Genomic DNA, 15,960 nt, shown 5'->3' with positions numbered 1-15,960 from the left:
ATTATTCAACACTTCATTGTTGCGGAGCACACATTCATGAGCGCCATTCAAGCAAAATTCTGGGCGAAATCACTGATCCTTTCTTCAGTAGTTGCTGGTGCAATGATGATGTCAGGCTGTGGCAAAAAAGAAGCTGAAACAGTCACTTTAAATATCGGCTTTCAAAAATATGGCCTGTTACCGATTATTAAAGAACGTGGCATTTTAGAAACAGCGTTAAAAGACCAAGGCGTCAATGTGAAATGGGTGGAATTTCCTGCCGGCCCTCAACTGCTTGAAGGCTTAAATGTCGGCAGTGTTGCCTTGGGTGAAGCTGGTGAAGCGCCTCCAATTTTTGCGCAGGCAGCCAATTCGAATCTGGTTTATATCGCCAACCAGCCTGAAGCGCCTAAAGCCGAAGCGTTAATTGTGCAAAAAGATTCAGCTATTCAAAACATCCAGGATTTAAAAGGTAAGCGTGTTGCTCTGAATAAAGGTTCCAACGTGCATTACTTATTGCTCAAATTACTTGAAGCCAACAAGCTGACACTGGATGACATCCAGGTGGTGTATTTACCACCTTCGGACGCGCGCGCTGCATTTGAACGCGGTGCAGTCGATGCCTGGGTGATTTGGGACCCGTTCTTTGCTGCTGCTGAAAAGCAGATTGGTGCCCGTGTCATTGCCACAGGTGAAAATCTGGTGAGTAACCATCAGTTCTATCTGGCTGACCGCAAATTTGCCGAGCAGCATCCGGAAGTGCTGAAAGCAGTCGTGAATGAATTAAACACCACCACACAATGGGTATCCCAGCATCAGGACGAAGCAGCCAAGCTGCTGGAAAAACCAACAGGACTGTCTAGCGAGATTCTGAAAACATCCATTTCCCGCATGGGCTTTGGGGTACAACCGATTTCTGCCGAGGTGGTGCAAAAGCAGCAATATGTTGCCGATGCCTTTTATAAGCAGAAACTGATTCCAAACAAACTCAATATTCAAGCCGCAATTTTAGCGAAGTAAATCGTAGAACAACTTTTAGGGGATTTAACATGACTCAACATCAACCACACAACAAAGCAATTACATGGTTCAAAACCTCCAGTCATGGCATAAATACCATGTTAGTTGCTTGCGCGATGTTGGGTTCAAGTGCTGCCTGGGCAGTCGATCCTTCAGTCAAACAACTGCGCATTGGCTATCAAAAATCATCAGTCAATCTGGTGATTGCCAAACAGCAAAAATTGTTTGAACAAGAATTTCCCAATGCAAAAATTACCTGGAATGAATTTCCTGGCGGACCACAAATTTTAGAAGCACTGGCTGTAGGTTCCATTGATATTGGTTCAACCGGAGATACACCTCCTGTTTATGCTCAGGCAGGCAATAAGCCACTGCAGTATTTTGCTTATGAAACGGCAAAACCCTTAGCTTCAGCCATTTTGGTTCCGAAAAACTCTAAAATTACCCAGTTAAGCCAACTAAAAGGTAAACGTATTGGCGTGCACCGTGGTTCAAGCTCACATTATTTATTGGTACAAGCTGTTCGCAAGGCCGGTTTGAAATGGACTGATATCCAGCCGATCTGGTTAAGTCCTGCTGACGCGCGTGCCGCTTTCCAAAAAGGTGCCATTGATGCCTGGGCAATCTGGGATCCGTACTATGCTGCCGCCCAAGTCGAAGATAAAGCCAAAGTACTGACCTCTGGTCAGGGCTTAAGTCCAAATTACACGTTCTATTTGGCTTCTGGTGATATTGTGAAAAACCACCCTCAGGCACTCAAAGGCATTATCAAGCAAGTCAATGTTGCAGACAAATGGGTACAAAGTAATAAGACCTCTACAGCAAATCTCTTTGCCCAAAGTACCGGTTTAAAACCAAATGTCAGTCTGACTTTTATTCAACGTCGCCCTAACCCATCTGGTGCAGCACCCCTCACTGCAAAAGTCATTGCAGACCAGCAACAGCTCGCTAACCGTTTTAGCGAACTCAAGATCATTCCACAACAGATCAACATTAAGCAAGCCGTTTGGGCAGGCAAATAATCTAAGGACAAAGCAATGAAAATTTTCTGGTTTATTCCTACACACGGTGACAGTCGTTATTTAGGCACAAGCAAAGGCGCACGCCAGGTCGATCATGCTTATATGAAACAGATTGCAGTTGCGGTCGATAATCTGGGTTATGAAGGTGTCCTTATTCCAACAGGCCGTTCTTGTGAGGATCCTTGGATTACAGCGGCAAGCCTGATTGATGCCACCAAAAATTTAAAATTCCTTGTTGCATTACGCCCTGGCGTGACCACACCGGCGTTGGCGGCACGTATGGCTGCCACCTTTGACCGTTTATCTGGTGGACGAGTATTACTGAACCTGGTCACTGGTGGTGACAAGCAAGAACTCAAAGGTGACGGCGTGTATGAAGATCATGCGACCCGTTACAAAACGGCGGCGGAATACACCACCATCTGGCGTGAGATTTTAAAACGCTCACATACCGGTGAAAGCTATACTTTCAATGGTGAACGTTTACAAGTGGAAGACGCCAAACTACTTTATCCACCCGTACAACAGCCTTATCCACCACTTTGGTTCGGTGGTTCTTCAGATGCCGCAGTCGAATTGGCCACTGACCAGGTCGATACTTATTTAACGTGGGGCGAGCCACCAGCAGCAGTCAAAGCAAAAATTGAAAATGTCAAAGCCAAAGCGGCAGTTAAAGGCCGTAGCCTGAATTACGGTATTCGCTTACACGTGATTGTCCGTGAAACCAATGAACAGGCATGGGCTGCTGCTGAAGAGCTAATTCAGTATGTTGATGATGCCACCATTGCTGCTGCCCAACAAAAATTTAAACAAATGGATTCAGTCGGTCAGCGCCGTATGGCAGAACTGCATAACGGTGACCGTACTAAACTTGAAGTATCTCCAAACTTGTGGGCAGGTGTCGGTCTTGTTCGTGGTGGTGCAGGTACGGCACTTGTAGGCGATCCAGAAACAGTTGCTGCACGCATTCAGGAATATGCAGACTTAGGTATTGATACCTTCATTTTCTCGGGCTACCCGCATCTGGAAGAATCGATTCGCTTTGCGGAACTGGTTTTCCCGTTATTGCCTTTAGAAACCCGTAAAAAATTAGCCCAACCCAATTTGACTGGTCCTTTTGGTGAAATCGTGGCAAATAATTATGTTGCTGATGAAGCCAAAAAAGAAGTTAAACATCAGGAGCCGGCTTAATGAGCAAAACGATTTCTGCGGGAACCTTGGCTAAAACCAAAGTTTCACGTGGAACATCCTTTGGGCAGAGTTTGCTGCCCTGGTTGTTCCCGATTGCCCTGATCCTGATTTGGCAAATTGCATCTATTACCGGTCTTTTAGAAAGTCGTATTTTACCGGCACCAACGGCGGTAGTCAGTGCATTCTGGCATTTATTGATCAGTGGTGAACTCTGGCAACACGTCAAGGTCAGTGCCGGTCGTGCTTTGCTTGGCCTCTTGGTTGGTGGTGGTTTGGGCTTGCTGCTTGGTCTGCTCAATGGTTCGTCTAAAATGGCCTCCACCCTGCTGGATACCACTTTACAAATGATTCGTAATATTCCGGCTTTGGCCCTTATTCCTCTGGTCATTTTATGGTTCGGGATTGATGAATCAGCCAAGCTATTCTTGGTTGCTGTAGGGGTGTTTTTCCCGCTCTATATCAATACCTATCATGGTATTCGTTCGGTTGACCCACAACTGATTGAAATGGGTAAGAGCTACGGTTTGACTCGTTGGCAGCTCTACAAAGAAATTATTTTACCGGGTGCAATGCCTTCGATTCTGGTTGGTCTGCGCTTTGCCTTGGGGTTGGTGTGGGTACTGCTCATTGTGGCCGAAACCATTTCCGCACAATCCGGTATTGGTTACATGACCATGAATGCACGTGAATTCTTACAGACTGACGTGGTCTTGGTGGGGATTTTACTTTACGCCCTGCTTGGAAAACTGGCTGATGTATTGGCAGTCGGTTTAGAAAAATACCTGCTGCGTTGGCATGCAGGCTATCAAAAATAAGGAGCAGCTCATGACTGATTTAAGCATCGGGCGTCATGCCTCTGAGAATCATCCAACAGCACCCCAATCTGGACCTGCAGATATCAATCCACATGCCGTGGTGGGTGCTGAAATTCTGATTGAACAGCTATATAAATATTATGGTGATGTCAAAGTTCTGGAAGATCTGGACCTGCACATTCAACCGGGGGAATTTCTGGCAATTGTTGGTCGTAGTGGCTGCGGGAAAAGTACCCTGCTGCGCCTGATTGCCGACTTGGAACAACCCAGCTATGGTGAAATCAAGTTTAAGTCTGCCCGTCATATTCGCGAAGGCATCACCAGCGATGACATTCGGGTCATGTTTCAGGATCCAAGGCTTTTGCCATGGCGTAGCATTGAGCAAAATGTGCAACTCGGTTTGCCTAAAAATCAACAGGACAATGCCTCTGCGTTGTTAGAAAAAGTCGGACTGAAAGACAAAGCCGCCTTGTGGCCATCACAGCTGTCGGGTGGTCAACGTCAGCGTACTGCTCTGGCACGTGCACTTTCGCATAAACCACGCATTTTACTGCTCGATGAACCCTTAGGTGCGCTGGATGCTTTAACCCGTTTAGACATGCAGAATCTGATTGAAAAACTCTGGACGGAACAAGGATTTACTGCCATTTTGGTCACTCATGATGTCAGTGAAGCGGTACAACTGGCTGACCGAATTATCCTTCTAGATAAGGGACATATTGCGCAACAATTTCAAGTCAATTTGGCCCGACCACGTAAAAAGGATTACGCATTTACCGAATTGGAGCAACAGGTCCTCAATGCCGTGTTGGCCACGTGATTGATAATTTGAAATGGGTTCTGGCCTATTTAGGTCAATGAGGACTCATTTCAATAAATATATAAGTAAAGATAAGTAGATTTATTAATTTTTTTAAAAAATAAGATTCCACCTGAAAAATGAGATTTCTTATACAAAATCATGTGAAAATTTAATCTTATTGAAACAATTCATAATATTTAAAGAGTATTTCATATACATGTTTTGCACTAACTTGGTTCTTTTTTCCCAAGCTATCGTAATTTCATAGCACATCTAAAAAATAAATCGTCATTATTCATAAAATTAAAACCTTTGATGATGCACAAATCTGATGATTTGCCGTACAATTTGCCTTTAAATTTTATTTTTTTAAATTTGCCAATGGAACAAAAAAAGAGTACTCAAAAAAGACATCAATTGCTAAATGCAGCGCTGGATGTATTTTCCCTTTACGGTTTTAACGGGGCAAGCTTAGACGAGATTGCTCAGATTGCAGAAATGCATAAATCCAATATTTTCTATTATTATGAAAATAAAGAAGCGCTATATGTAGAAGTGCTCACCACCGTTTTACAAAAATGGCTTGCACCACTGCAAATGCTAGAATCAGAGCTTGAACCTGAAGAAGCCATTAGCAATTATTTAATGCAAAAAATTGAGGTGTCACGCACTCAACCCAAGGCATCAAGACTGTTTGCATTGGAAGTAATTCAAGGTGCACCGCATATTTTGCCCATTTTAAAAGGTCCACTCAAGAAACTAGTCAAACGCAAGGCTAAAGTGATTAGCATGTGGCAAGAGCAAGGGAAGATTGCCAAAGAAATTGATCCCGAACTGCTGATTTTAAATATCTGGGCAGTGACGCAAAACTATGCAGATTTTGCGACCCAAATGGAAATGGTCACAGGTAAAACTCTACGTAACCGCAGTATGCAACAACGTTGTATCCAGCACACTATACATATGATGTTATATGGTGTGATTCCTCGCCCCTAAATCTTAAATTGTCGTACACGACAATTTTGGCATACGACCATAGCTAACTATGGTCGCCGAACTGCCACTCTTTTCAGTTTTATTTTATCGTTTGATATAATTTTGATAACTTTTGCGCACCCAATAATAAATTTTCTTCCCAATCTAAATGCGCTGTATCATTGGCTCCATCGGTAATATATTTCACTGAAATGAAGCGTACCCCCAATTTTTTACAGACCTTGGCCATTGCATAACCTTCCATATCGACCAGATTACAGGGCACTTTCGGTAAACCTGTTTCAAAGCTATCCCCCGTTCCACAAATGCCTTGCGGTAAATCGTCAAAGAAAGGTTCTAAATGAATTTCTGCCGGATGATCCTGATCCATCGGCGTTACACCCACAGCAAAACCAAGCGGTGAAACATCCATATCACGTTGCACAAAAGTCGTTACTTCAACCAGTGCATGGGCATCAAAATGTGAACTTCCTGCAGTTCCCAAATTTAACAAGGTCTTGCAACCGGTTTTTTGAATCACGTCAAAGGCTTTAAAGGCCGCATTGACTTTACCAATGCCACTATAGTGCACCTGTACTCCTGCCTGTTCAAACAGACCTTTCGACTCATTGGGCAAGGCCATAATTAAAGCCAGATCAGACATCGCACTACCTTTATTTTTCAAATCAGAACTGCGCCCATTAGAAAAGAATTACGGTACAAGTGCAAATTTAAAACCTTTCCCAAATGCTGCTTGCGGCATTGGGGCTATCCGGATGCTGTCAGTTGCTAATAAATCAAAGTTTTCAGTATCTATGCCTGTAGTTCATGCCGCTCGAATCCACTACTTTTTGATCAAGCTAGATAATTTTTTTGGATAAAAACACAACAACAAGACGAAAGCCCAAGATTATGGCAATATATAGCCCTGATAATTTTTCACTTATTGATTTGTCCATGAAGCTGCTCCGCCTGAATGCTTTAGCACCTAATTTTCAATTGCCAAAAACTGCCGTGACCATTGGTAATTTTGACGGTGTACATTTGGGTCATCAGGCCATGATCAAACAACTCAAAGTTCTGGCAGCAGCACAAAATTTAAAAAGTGTCGTGATGATTTTTGAGCCACAACCTTTGGAATTTTTTAAGGGTTATGAGGCTCCCCCACGGATCAGTTCTTTACGTGAAAAAGTTGAATATTTAACTGAGCTGGGCATCGACTACATTGTCGTGGCTAAATTTGATAATCATTTCCGTAGCTTAAGTGCGGAGAGCTTTGCCGATCTTTTAAAATCAAAACTCAATGCAGACAGCCTAGTGTTAGGCGATGACTTCCATTTCGGTAAAAACCGTCAGGGCAATAGCCAGTTTCTGCGTGAATATGGCTTTGAAGTCACTAATTTACATACTATTGTATGTGAGGGAGAACGTGTCAGTTCAACCCGTATCCGTCAAACCTTGCAAGCTGGTGATTTAGCTCTGGCTGCCAAACTGTTAGGTCGTCCCTATAGCATTACCGGTCGGGTACAATATGGCGATCAGATTGGACGAACCCTTGATTTTCCAACAATTAATGTCGCTTTAAATCGTCATAAACCGTGTTTAAACGGTATTTACGGCGTAGAAGTGATATGTGAAACCAGATCTTTAAAAGATAAAGTGAAAGCCGACAATCCTGAACAATTGGGCATTGCAGGCTATGAACAGACTGCCCTGTTTGGTGCAGGACATGTCGGAACCCGACCGGCCATCAAACAAGTCCATCCGGAATGGCGATTAGAAGTACATTTTCCTGATGTTTCTGCTAATCTGTATGGCCTGTTAATGCGGGTGACGTTCTTGAACTATTTACATGGTGAAAAGGACTACCCTTCGCTTGAAGCATTGAAAGCGGGAATTGATGATGATGTTGAAAAGCTCCTTGAATTTCGACAAAACACACCGCATTTCCCTTTTTAAATCCCAGATTATTTATTGTAAAACGCGTCAGCCTCAGACTGATTAAATTGGAAGACAACTTGCATGAGCGATAAGCAAACTCCTGAAAATGCAGTGGATTATAAAGCCACGCTAAACCTCCCAGGTACTGAATTTGCAATGAAAGCAAATTTGGCAGTACGTGAAGCGAAATGGTTAGAAGAGTGGTATGCCGACAACATTTATCAGCAGATTCGTGCATCGCGTATTGGCAAGAAAAAATACGTTCTTCATGACGGCCCTCCGTATGCCAATGGTCAAATCCATTTAGGTCATGCGGTTAACAAAGTTCTCAAAGACATCATCATTAAAAGCCGTGTGATGGATGGTTTCGATGCCCCTTATGTACCGGGTTGGGACTGTCATGGTCTTCCAATCGAACTCAAAGTTGAAGAAAAAGTCGGTAAAGTCGGCGTAAAAGTGGATGCATCTACTTTCCGTAAAGCCTGCCGTGAATATGCGTACACCCAAGTCGAATTACAAAAGAAAGACTTCGTGCGTATGGGCGTGTTCGGTGATTGGGACAATCCATACTTAACGATGAACTTCAAACAAGAAGCAGACATCGTTCGTTCATTGGGTGCAATTGCCAAAGCGGGTCATATCGAGCCAGGTTTGAAACCTGTGAACTGGTGTTTGGACTGCGGTTCAGCACTTGCAGAAGCCGAAGTTGAATACGAAGATAAAAAATCAGACGCGATTGATGTCGGTTTCAGCGTTGTTGATCTCACTGATCTTTCAGCACGTCTAGGTGTTAGCGTTGCTGACCGTACTGACATCGTGATTTGGACCACGACACCGTGGACGATGCCAGCCAACCAAGCGGTTGCACTGCATGCTGAAATTGAATACCAATTGGTAAAAGCAACAGGTGAAGACAAAGCAGCGCAAAACTTCATTCTTGCGAAAGACTTGGTTGAATCTGCAACTGAACGTTATGGCTTTAATCAGGTTGAAGTGATTGCTGAGTTCGCAGGCGCAAAACTTGAAAACTTATTGTTGCAACATCCACTCATCGCTGAGCGTCAAGTGCCTGTGATCTTGGGTGAACACGTCATTGCAACCAGTGGTACAGGTGCAGTACATACAGCACCAGGCCATGGTGTTGACGACTATAAAGTCGGCTTACAGTACAACTTAAAAGTTGAAAACCCTGTCGGTGGTAATGGTGTGTATTTACCAACATCGCCAATCTTCCCAGGCGAGCACATCTATAAAGCCAATCCAAAAATTATTGCGGCATTGACTGAAGCAGACAAGCTTTGGGCACATGTCGTCATCAAGCATAGCTACCCACATTGCTGGCGCCATAAAACACCAATTATCTTCCGTGCGACACCACAATGGTTCATCAGCATGGACGCGAAAGGTCTACGCCAAAAAGCATTGAATGCGATTGAAAATGACATCAGCTTTGTACCGGATTGGGGTAAAAACCGTATTCAATCGATGATTGATGGTCGTCCTGACTGGTGTATTTCACGTCAACGTACTTGGGGCGTGCCAATTCCATTCTTCGTACATAAAGATACTAACGAATTGCACCCACGTACTCCTGAATTGATTGAAGAAGTGGCTAAACTGATTGAACAAGAAGGGATTGACGGTTGGTACAACCGTGATGCTAGCGAGTTCATTGGTGCAGACGCTGAACAATACAACGCCGTACGCGATACGCTAGATGTATGGTTTGACTCAGGTACAACGCACTATGCAGTACTGCGCGAACGTGAAGAATTGCAAGATCCTGCTGACTTGTATCTTGAAGGTTCAGACCAGCACCGTGGTTGGTTCCAATCTTCATTGTTAACGTCGATTGCAATCAATGAACGTGCACCATACAAAGGCTTGTTGACACATGGCTTTGTGGTGGATGAAAAAGGCCGCAAGATGTCGAAGTCGATCGGTAACGTGATCACACCGCAAGACATCATTAAAGATATGGGTGCAGACGGCTTACGCTTCTGGATTGCATCTGCAGATTACCGTTATGAAATGACCGCAGGTAAAGAAATCTTTAGCCGCGCATCTGACGGTTACCGTCGTATTCGTAACACGTTGCGTTTCTTATTGGCAAACTTGAATGGCTTCAAACCATCAACAGATGCACTGCCTGTCGATCAATTGATCGCGCTTGATCAATACATCTTACAACGTGCGGCTGATGTGCAGAAAACTGTTCAACAAGCTTATGAAGATATGAACTTCCATATCGTGACTAGTGCCTTGACCAATTTCTGTATCAACGACTTGGGTGGTTTCTACTTAGACATCATCAAAGACCGTCAGTACACCACCAAAGCAGACTCAGCAGCACGTCATTCTGCACAAACTGCGTTGTACCACTTGGTACAAGCCTTTGTACGTTGGATGTCGCCAATCTTGAGCTTCACAGCACAAGAAGCTTGGCCACTGATTCCTGAACAATCAGAGAAATACGTATTCACTGCAGAATGGTATGACATCCCTGTTGCATCAACTGCAAACTTGATTTCTGAAGAACAATGGCAAACCCTCATTGCAGTAAAATCTGCGGTGAACAAGCACATTGAAACAGCGCGTGCAGCTAAAACAGTTGGCTCAAACTTGTCAGCGAAAGTTGAACTTTGGGCAGATGCTGAACTTAAAGCAGTACTAGACAACTTAGGCGATGAACTGCGTTTTGTATTGATTACATCACAAGTCTTGGTGAACGCATTTGATGCAGCGCAAGGCGAAGCGTCAGACCTTGACGGTTTACGTGTAAAAGTGTCTGCTGCTGATGGTGAAAAATGTGCACGTTGCTGGCATGTTCTTCCGGATGTAAATACACATCACGAACATCCAGGTCTTTGTTCTCGTTGTATTATTAACCTTCCTACAGGTCAAGGCGAAGAGAGAAAGTATGCCTAATCCGCAAAACAAAAAGGGCTTATTCCAATTCTACCCACACAATTTAGTGTGGGTCGGATTATCCATTGTGGCGATTATTCTGGATCAATGGACCAAATGGTTTGCAAGTACCCATCTGAATTATGCAGATCCGGTACCTGTACTGCCCTTTTTAAATTGGACATTACTGCATAACTATGGCGCAGCCTTTAGTTTCTTGTCCGATGCCGGCGGATGGCAACGTTATTTCTTTACTTCACTGGCAGCGTTAGTGTCTGTAATTTTTGTATTTTGGCTCATGCGTATGCCGAAAAAAACCGTGATTTTACCGATGGCAATTGCCCTGATTTTAGGTGGTGCGATTGGTAACCTGATTGACCGTGTGAGCTTGGGCTATGTGGTTGACTTCATTCACGTGTACTATCAAAATCACCACTTTCCTGCTTTTAATATTGCAGACAGTGCCATTACTCTGGGCACGATCTTGCTACTGATCGATACGTTTTTCCTAGAAAAACACCGTATTCAACGTGCGGAAGCGCAACATAATGACTGATTTTATTAATCCAAACGAGGAAACTCGTATTGAAGATGGCTCTAAAGTCGAGCTGCATTTTTCGGTAGCCATTGAAAATGGCGTGGAAATTGATAACACTCGTAGCCGCGCTGAACCTGTCAGCTTGGTGATGGGTGATGGCAGCTTATTGCCAGGCTTTGAAAAAGCCCTGTTTGGTCTGCGTGCCGGTGACCGCCGTACGGTCAGCCTTCCTCCTGAAGAAGCATTTGGTCCGTGGAATCCTGAAAACGTACAAAAGTTTGATACTGTAAAATTCGAACAGCGTCCAACAGAAGGCCACATGATCGAATTTGAAGATAAAGCCAAACAAAGCCTGTATGGCGTGATCAAAACAGTGGGCGATGACATTACTGAAGTGGACTTTAACCATCCATTGGCAGGCAAAAACATTACTTTTGAAGTAGAAATCTTCAAAGTCACACCTGCGGGTCAGCAAGGCGTGAAATTGATGTAAAGCATCCACGCACGCTCATGATTTTTGAAAAGCTCCTACGGGAGCTTTTTTATTTTTGCGTCATTCCACAGCATTTAAGATACAAATCCATAATATTCAATAAATAACATTCATAATAAGTTAAAGATGACAATTCAAAAAATCAGGGTCAATACATGAAAGTATATATTGTTGTGGGTAGCGTGCGTGAAGGCCGTACAGCCATTAAAGTGGCACGCTGGGTGAAACGCAATATTGAGCAAGCCAATTTCAGTACTGTTCAAGCAGAACTGGTTGACTTAAAAGAATGGAATCTGCCGTTTTTTGCCGGTAGTCACCCACCTATTACCGGTATTTATGATCAGCCCAAACAACAAGAATGGGCTGACAAAGTAGCGTCTGGGGATGCCTTTATTTTTATTAGTCCTGAATATAATCACGGTTATAGCCCAGTCCTGAAAAATGCTTTCGATTATGTCGGCAAAGAATGGCAAGGCAAGCCTGCGGCCTATATTGGTTATGGTGCAACCAATGGGTCACGGTCCATAGATCAGATTCGTCAGGTAGGAACACAACTCGGTCTGGTAGACAGCAATGCTGTGATTGAAATTCGTGACATTTTTTCACGTAATCAAACTGAAGAATTTGAACCAAATGAATTTGATGAAAAAGCTTTAAAAGGTGTACTAGATAAATTGATTCAGTATGTAAGTGCTTGATATTTTTTAAGCATAGTTGTACGTTTTAACTTACAACACTTGCTGAAAATATCTACTTTTCACACAATCAATCAAACGTTATATTTAAATCATACAAAGACAGGAAGTCTTTTAAGAGCATAAAATTAAAATCATAAGCAACGATAACAGCAGGATGCTGAGGTACGACAGGAGTTATACCTTTTAAAATGAATACAAGAAGCCTCGACAGGATGTCGGGGCTTCTTTTTATCTATATATACAAATAGCTGAACCAAAACCAATGTCTGCGCATACTTATACAGCTTTTATGGCTTTACTGAATATTATAAGCAGAGAACGTAATAGGCTTGAAACTCATTACTCAATTCTATTCTGTTCTATTCAAATTATAGTCTGGGATAGAGTCATGCTGAACATCTAGATATCACCAATTATTGTGAATAATGCTAAATGTATACTCAGTAAATTAGTTCATGATTAAAATAATTATAAACTCTGATATCTAACAACACTAAAAGAAACTCAATAAATTTGTAAGCCAAGACGTACAATAGCTGTAGATATTTACTGCTTTTCGCACATTATTTTTCACGATATATTTAACCCATCAAGAGACAGGATGTCTCAAAGCTTAAAACCAAAAGTATAAGCATTGATAACAGCAGGATGCTGAAAGGTAACACAGGAGTTATACCTTTAAAATGAATATCAAAAAGCCCCGACAGGATGTTGGGGCTTTTTTTATGTAATGAATGAGTGTTTATAAACTATCGGAGCTTGCTCTCCTTTTGTCGAAAACCCGACTAAAACAACCAAATGTTACATGCAGCTATAAACTTCAACTTTATAATTATAGCCATTTAAAAAACGATGGGCTTGAGTACAGATCTAACGATCGTTCTAAGCATCCAGACACGAAAACAAAAACAATACCTGAGAAGAATCTATGCAACTACAACAGTATTTCCTGAACGATTATGCAAAAGTATTCGTTGCGCATACGGAGCATGCCACATATCGCGACTTGGCAACATATATCGACCACAATCTTGATCAACTGATGCAACAATTACATCAGTACGGCATTTTGATTTTTCGTGGATTTGACATTCAGTATACCGACGAATTTCATCAACTGATTGAACAACAATTTAAATTGCAGCCTTGGAATTCCTTTAATCCGAATATGCCAGGTTGGCTGGCCTCCTGGATGCGCAAATATAGTGAAAGTATTTTAGGTGCTGGAGATTATCGGCGCTATATCGATCGTAATACTGTGCAACTTGGACCGGTAGAAAACTCTATTCAAGGTCCACATGTAGAGGGTGGTGTCCGTTCGGAACGCTCCCGCTATATCGCTTTATTTTGTCAGCAGCCATCTACTTATCTCGCTGAAACAGGCTTTAATAATCTGGAAAAAATTTGGGACAATTTTCCTGCACAACTCAAGCAAAAATACCAAGGTACATGGAATCATTTTTCTTATATTTCTTCGCGTAAAATTAATTTTATAGACCAACTTTTACTGAAAAAAAGTCCATTCAAGGTATCTTTACGGCCTGATCAAACTGCAAAATTAACCTTACAGCCGTCCCCATTGGTGATTAAACATCCAGTCACTCAGAAACTGGCGATTCAGCCTTGGGCTTTTGCCAACAACACCAATCCATTTACCCATCAAGCCGCTCAAAATTGCTTTGAAAATCGTGGTGAGATCCAACTAGATTTTACCGCAGAGGGGATGCAATTGAGCTGGGAAATTTTTAATCAGCAAGGTGATCCAGTTGAATGGAATGATCAAGATAAACAGACGTTTTTTGATGCCTTATATCGTGATGCGCTGTTATTGCAGTGGCAAAAAGGAGATATTGCACTAGTCGATAATATTAAAATTGCCCATTGGCGCATGAATGGTGAACAAGGCAACCGTAAACTGATTCAAATTCAAGCCAATGTATTCAATGCGGATGATCACTATGCAGCATAATTGAATCAGATGATGCAGAGCAAAACTTGAAAAAACACAATATTTCAGCTCTGGAGCATCGATCAAACTATTGCGCAGTCATCTTTAGCAGTCTGGCATTCGGGCCATCTTCAATAATCCAGATGGCACCGTCTTGGGCTTCCAGCAGACCGCGAATACGTTGTTTCATATTCAGACGCTGAACTTCTCTGATTGGTTTTACATTGGTATCCACAATCACAATAGATTCAGAGGATAAGCCACCAATCAGGGCTTTATTTTTCCATGCAGGGAATTGATTGCCTTGATAAAAAATCAGACTGGAAGGTGAAATTACCGGTGTCCAGCTGATTGCAGGCGCTTTAAATTCAGGGCGGGTAGCATGGTCAGGAATATCTCTACCATCATAATGATCGCCATTGGAAACCAGTGGATAACCGTAATTTTCGCCTTTCACAATCAGGTTCAGTTCATCTCCCCCTTTAGGCCCCATTTCCACGACCCAAAGCTGTCCCTGGGAATCAAAGGCTATGCCCAATGGATTACGATGCCCCAGTGACCAGACCTGCTTTGCAATCTCGCCTTGGTTTTGAAATGGATTGGCTGCAACAGGAGTACCGTCCCCATTTAAATGCAGTATTTTGCCTAAATTTGATCGCATATCCTGAGCAGGATCAAACTTTTGACGTTCGCCCGAGCTGATCCAGAGTGTACCATCCGCCCCAAACAATAAGCGATGCCCATAATGTCCCTGATCTGACACTTTCGGAACCTGTTTCCAGATGGTTTTTAAATTTTTAAGTTGCGGCTTTTGGATATTAGACAGATCTAATTCTCCACGAACAACCACTGCGCCATAACCATCCTTGCCTGCCTCTACATAACTCAGATATAGCTGATGGTTCTGGGCAAATTGTGGATGCAAGGCTATATCACCCAAACCACCTTGCCCTCCATAGGCCACTTGCGGAATACCCTGCACTTCAACTTTTTGCTGGGTCTGTGAATCAAATAATTGTAATTTCCCTTTGCGCTCAGTAATCAGCAACCGACCATCGTTTAAGGCAGCAATTGCCCAAGGTTCATTAAACCGTGCCATATTTTTAAGTTGATAGCTTTGCTGCGTATGTGCGGAAGATTTTGACTCGGCTTGGCTTTCATTTTCGGCATAACAAGCGGTTAATCCATAAGGGATGAGGCTTAAAAATAAGAGAGTAGCTACGTGAATTCTGTTCATACCTTATTCTTATTCAATTAATACTAGTTTCAATCTAGCATTACTCCCTATATCCATGCCGGGAAAAGGCCAAAGAATCGTAAAAGGATATGACATTTCACTTAATTAACAGATAAAAAAAGTGAAAGTTTTTTGTATAGGTTAATAAATACAGACCAAATCGCGTTGAATTTTTATTTAAGGATCTGTGTTATACGCTGATTTTTATTTTTGTTCCTTTATTTTTTACTAAACCCATCCCCTTGCAAAGAAAAAAAATCCCCCTCAGCATAAGCGGAGGGGGATTTCGAATAATGAGCTGGCGATGACTTACTCTCACATGGGTAATCCCACACTACCATCAGCGCTAAGAGGTTTCACTTCTGAGTTCGGGAAGGGATCAGGTGGTTCACTC

Annotated in this window: 14 protein-coding genes and 1 rRNA gene; 12 read left to right on the top strand and 3 right to left on the bottom strand. The window is 42.7% G+C overall.

Features of this window, described 5'->3' with window-relative positions; all coding sequences use genetic code 11:
• The first annotated feature begins 36 nt into the window (after positions 1 to 36).
• The 6 genes from FB6_RS00140 (at position 37) to FB6_RS00115 (ending at position 5,825) form a co-directional block, all read left to right on the top strand.
• Entirely contained in the window at positions 37 to 999 is a 963-nt protein-coding gene (locus tag FB6_RS00140) for a sulfonate ABC transporter substrate-binding protein (protein WP_174558057.1), read from the top strand.
• A gap of 29 nt (positions 1,000 to 1,028) precedes the next feature.
• Positions 1,029 to 2,021 (top strand): sulfonate ABC transporter substrate-binding protein, encoded by a 993-nt coding sequence (locus tag FB6_RS00135; protein ID WP_174558056.1) that lies wholly within the window; start codon positions 1,029 to 1,031, stop codon positions 2,019 to 2,021.
• Between the two features lie 15 nt (positions 2,022 to 2,036).
• Positions 2,037 to 3,212 (top strand): FMNH2-dependent alkanesulfonate monooxygenase, encoded by a 1,176-nt coding sequence (ssuD, locus tag FB6_RS00130; RefSeq protein WP_174558055.1) that lies wholly within the window; start codon positions 2,037 to 2,039, stop codon positions 3,210 to 3,212.
• Positions 3,212 to 4,027: an aliphatic sulfonate ABC transporter permease SsuC gene (gene ssuC, locus FB6_RS00125; protein WP_174558054.1), complete on the top strand. Its 816-nt coding sequence runs from the start codon at positions 3,212 to 3,214 to the stop codon at positions 4,025 to 4,027. The genes ssuD and ssuC overlap by 1 nt, the downstream gene beginning before the upstream one ends.
• Before the next feature lie 10 nt (positions 4,028 to 4,037).
• A complete protein-coding gene (locus tag FB6_RS00120) occupies positions 4,038 to 4,847 on the top strand; it encodes an ABC transporter ATP-binding protein (protein WP_174558053.1) in 810 nt (269 codons plus the stop codon).
• 363 nt (positions 4,848 to 5,210) lie between these two features.
• Positions 5,211 to 5,825, top strand: coding sequence for a TetR/AcrR family transcriptional regulator (locus tag FB6_RS00115; RefSeq protein ID WP_174558052.1), 615 nt, complete (start codon positions 5,211 to 5,213; stop codon positions 5,823 to 5,825).
• A gap of 79 nt (positions 5,826 to 5,904) precedes the next feature.
• On the opposite strand, the gene FB6_RS00110 is transcribed toward FB6_RS00115, so the two are convergent.
• Complete coding sequence (locus FB6_RS00110) at positions 5,905 to 6,468, bottom strand: phosphorylase family protein (RefSeq protein WP_174558051.1); 564 nt, start codon at positions 6,466 to 6,468, stop codon at positions 5,905 to 5,907.
• A gap of 293 nt (positions 6,469 to 6,761) precedes the next feature.
• Here FB6_RS00110 and ribF point away from each other — a divergent pair, with 293 nt between their 5' ends.
• From ribF to FB6_RS00080, 6 genes are all read left to right on the top strand, one after another.
• Positions 6,762 to 7,763: a riboflavin biosynthesis protein RibF gene (gene ribF, locus FB6_RS00105; protein WP_174558050.1), complete on the top strand. Its 1,002-nt coding sequence runs from the start codon at positions 6,762 to 6,764 to the stop codon at positions 7,761 to 7,763.
• A 63-nt stretch (positions 7,764 to 7,826) separates the two neighbouring features.
• Positions 7,827 to 10,673 carry an isoleucine--tRNA ligase gene (gene ileS / locus FB6_RS00100; protein WP_174558049.1) on the top strand — a complete coding sequence of 949 codons (2,847 nt, stop codon included), beginning with the start codon at positions 7,827 to 7,829 and terminating at the stop codon, positions 10,671 to 10,673.
• Entirely contained in the window at positions 10,666 to 11,208 is a 543-nt protein-coding gene (gene lspA, locus FB6_RS00095; RefSeq protein ID WP_174558048.1) for a signal peptidase II, read from the top strand. Before ileS ends, lspA begins: the two co-directional genes overlap by 8 nt.
• Positions 11,201 to 11,683, top strand: a complete 483-nt coding sequence (locus FB6_RS00090; protein WP_174558047.1) for an FKBP-type peptidyl-prolyl cis-trans isomerase — start codon at positions 11,201 to 11,203, stop codon at positions 11,681 to 11,683. Before lspA ends, FB6_RS00090 begins: the two co-directional genes overlap by 8 nt.
• Positions 11,684 to 11,838: 155 nt before the next feature.
• Positions 11,839 to 12,381 (top strand): NADPH-dependent FMN reductase, encoded by a 543-nt coding sequence (locus FB6_RS00085; RefSeq protein ID WP_174558046.1) that lies wholly within the window; start codon positions 11,839 to 11,841, stop codon positions 12,379 to 12,381.
• Between the two features lie 928 nt (positions 12,382 to 13,309).
• Positions 13,310 to 14,350 carry a TauD/TfdA dioxygenase family protein gene (locus FB6_RS00080; protein ID WP_174558045.1) on the top strand — a complete coding sequence of 347 codons (1,041 nt, stop codon included), beginning with the start codon at positions 13,310 to 13,312 and terminating at the stop codon, positions 14,348 to 14,350.
• A gap of 67 nt (positions 14,351 to 14,417) precedes the next feature.
• On the opposite strand, the gene FB6_RS00075 is transcribed toward FB6_RS00080, so the two are convergent.
• Both FB6_RS00075 and rrf read right to left on the bottom strand, forming a co-directional pair.
• Positions 14,418 to 15,566, bottom strand: coding sequence for a PQQ-dependent sugar dehydrogenase (locus FB6_RS00075; protein WP_174558044.1), 1,149 nt, complete (start codon positions 15,564 to 15,566; stop codon positions 14,418 to 14,420).
• Between the two features lie 296 nt (positions 15,567 to 15,862).
• A 5S ribosomal RNA gene (gene rrf, locus FB6_RS00070) occupies positions 15,863 to 15,960 on the bottom strand; the annotation flags it as partial.

It is taken from the genome of Acinetobacter bouvetii (assembly GCF_902753875.1).
In the GTDB taxonomy this organism is placed as follows: domain Bacteria; phylum Pseudomonadota; class Gammaproteobacteria; order Pseudomonadales; family Moraxellaceae; genus Acinetobacter; species Acinetobacter bouvetii_A.
The sequence above is the reverse complement of the archived record's forward strand: the minus strand, read 5'-3'. Positions and strand labels throughout refer to the sequence as shown.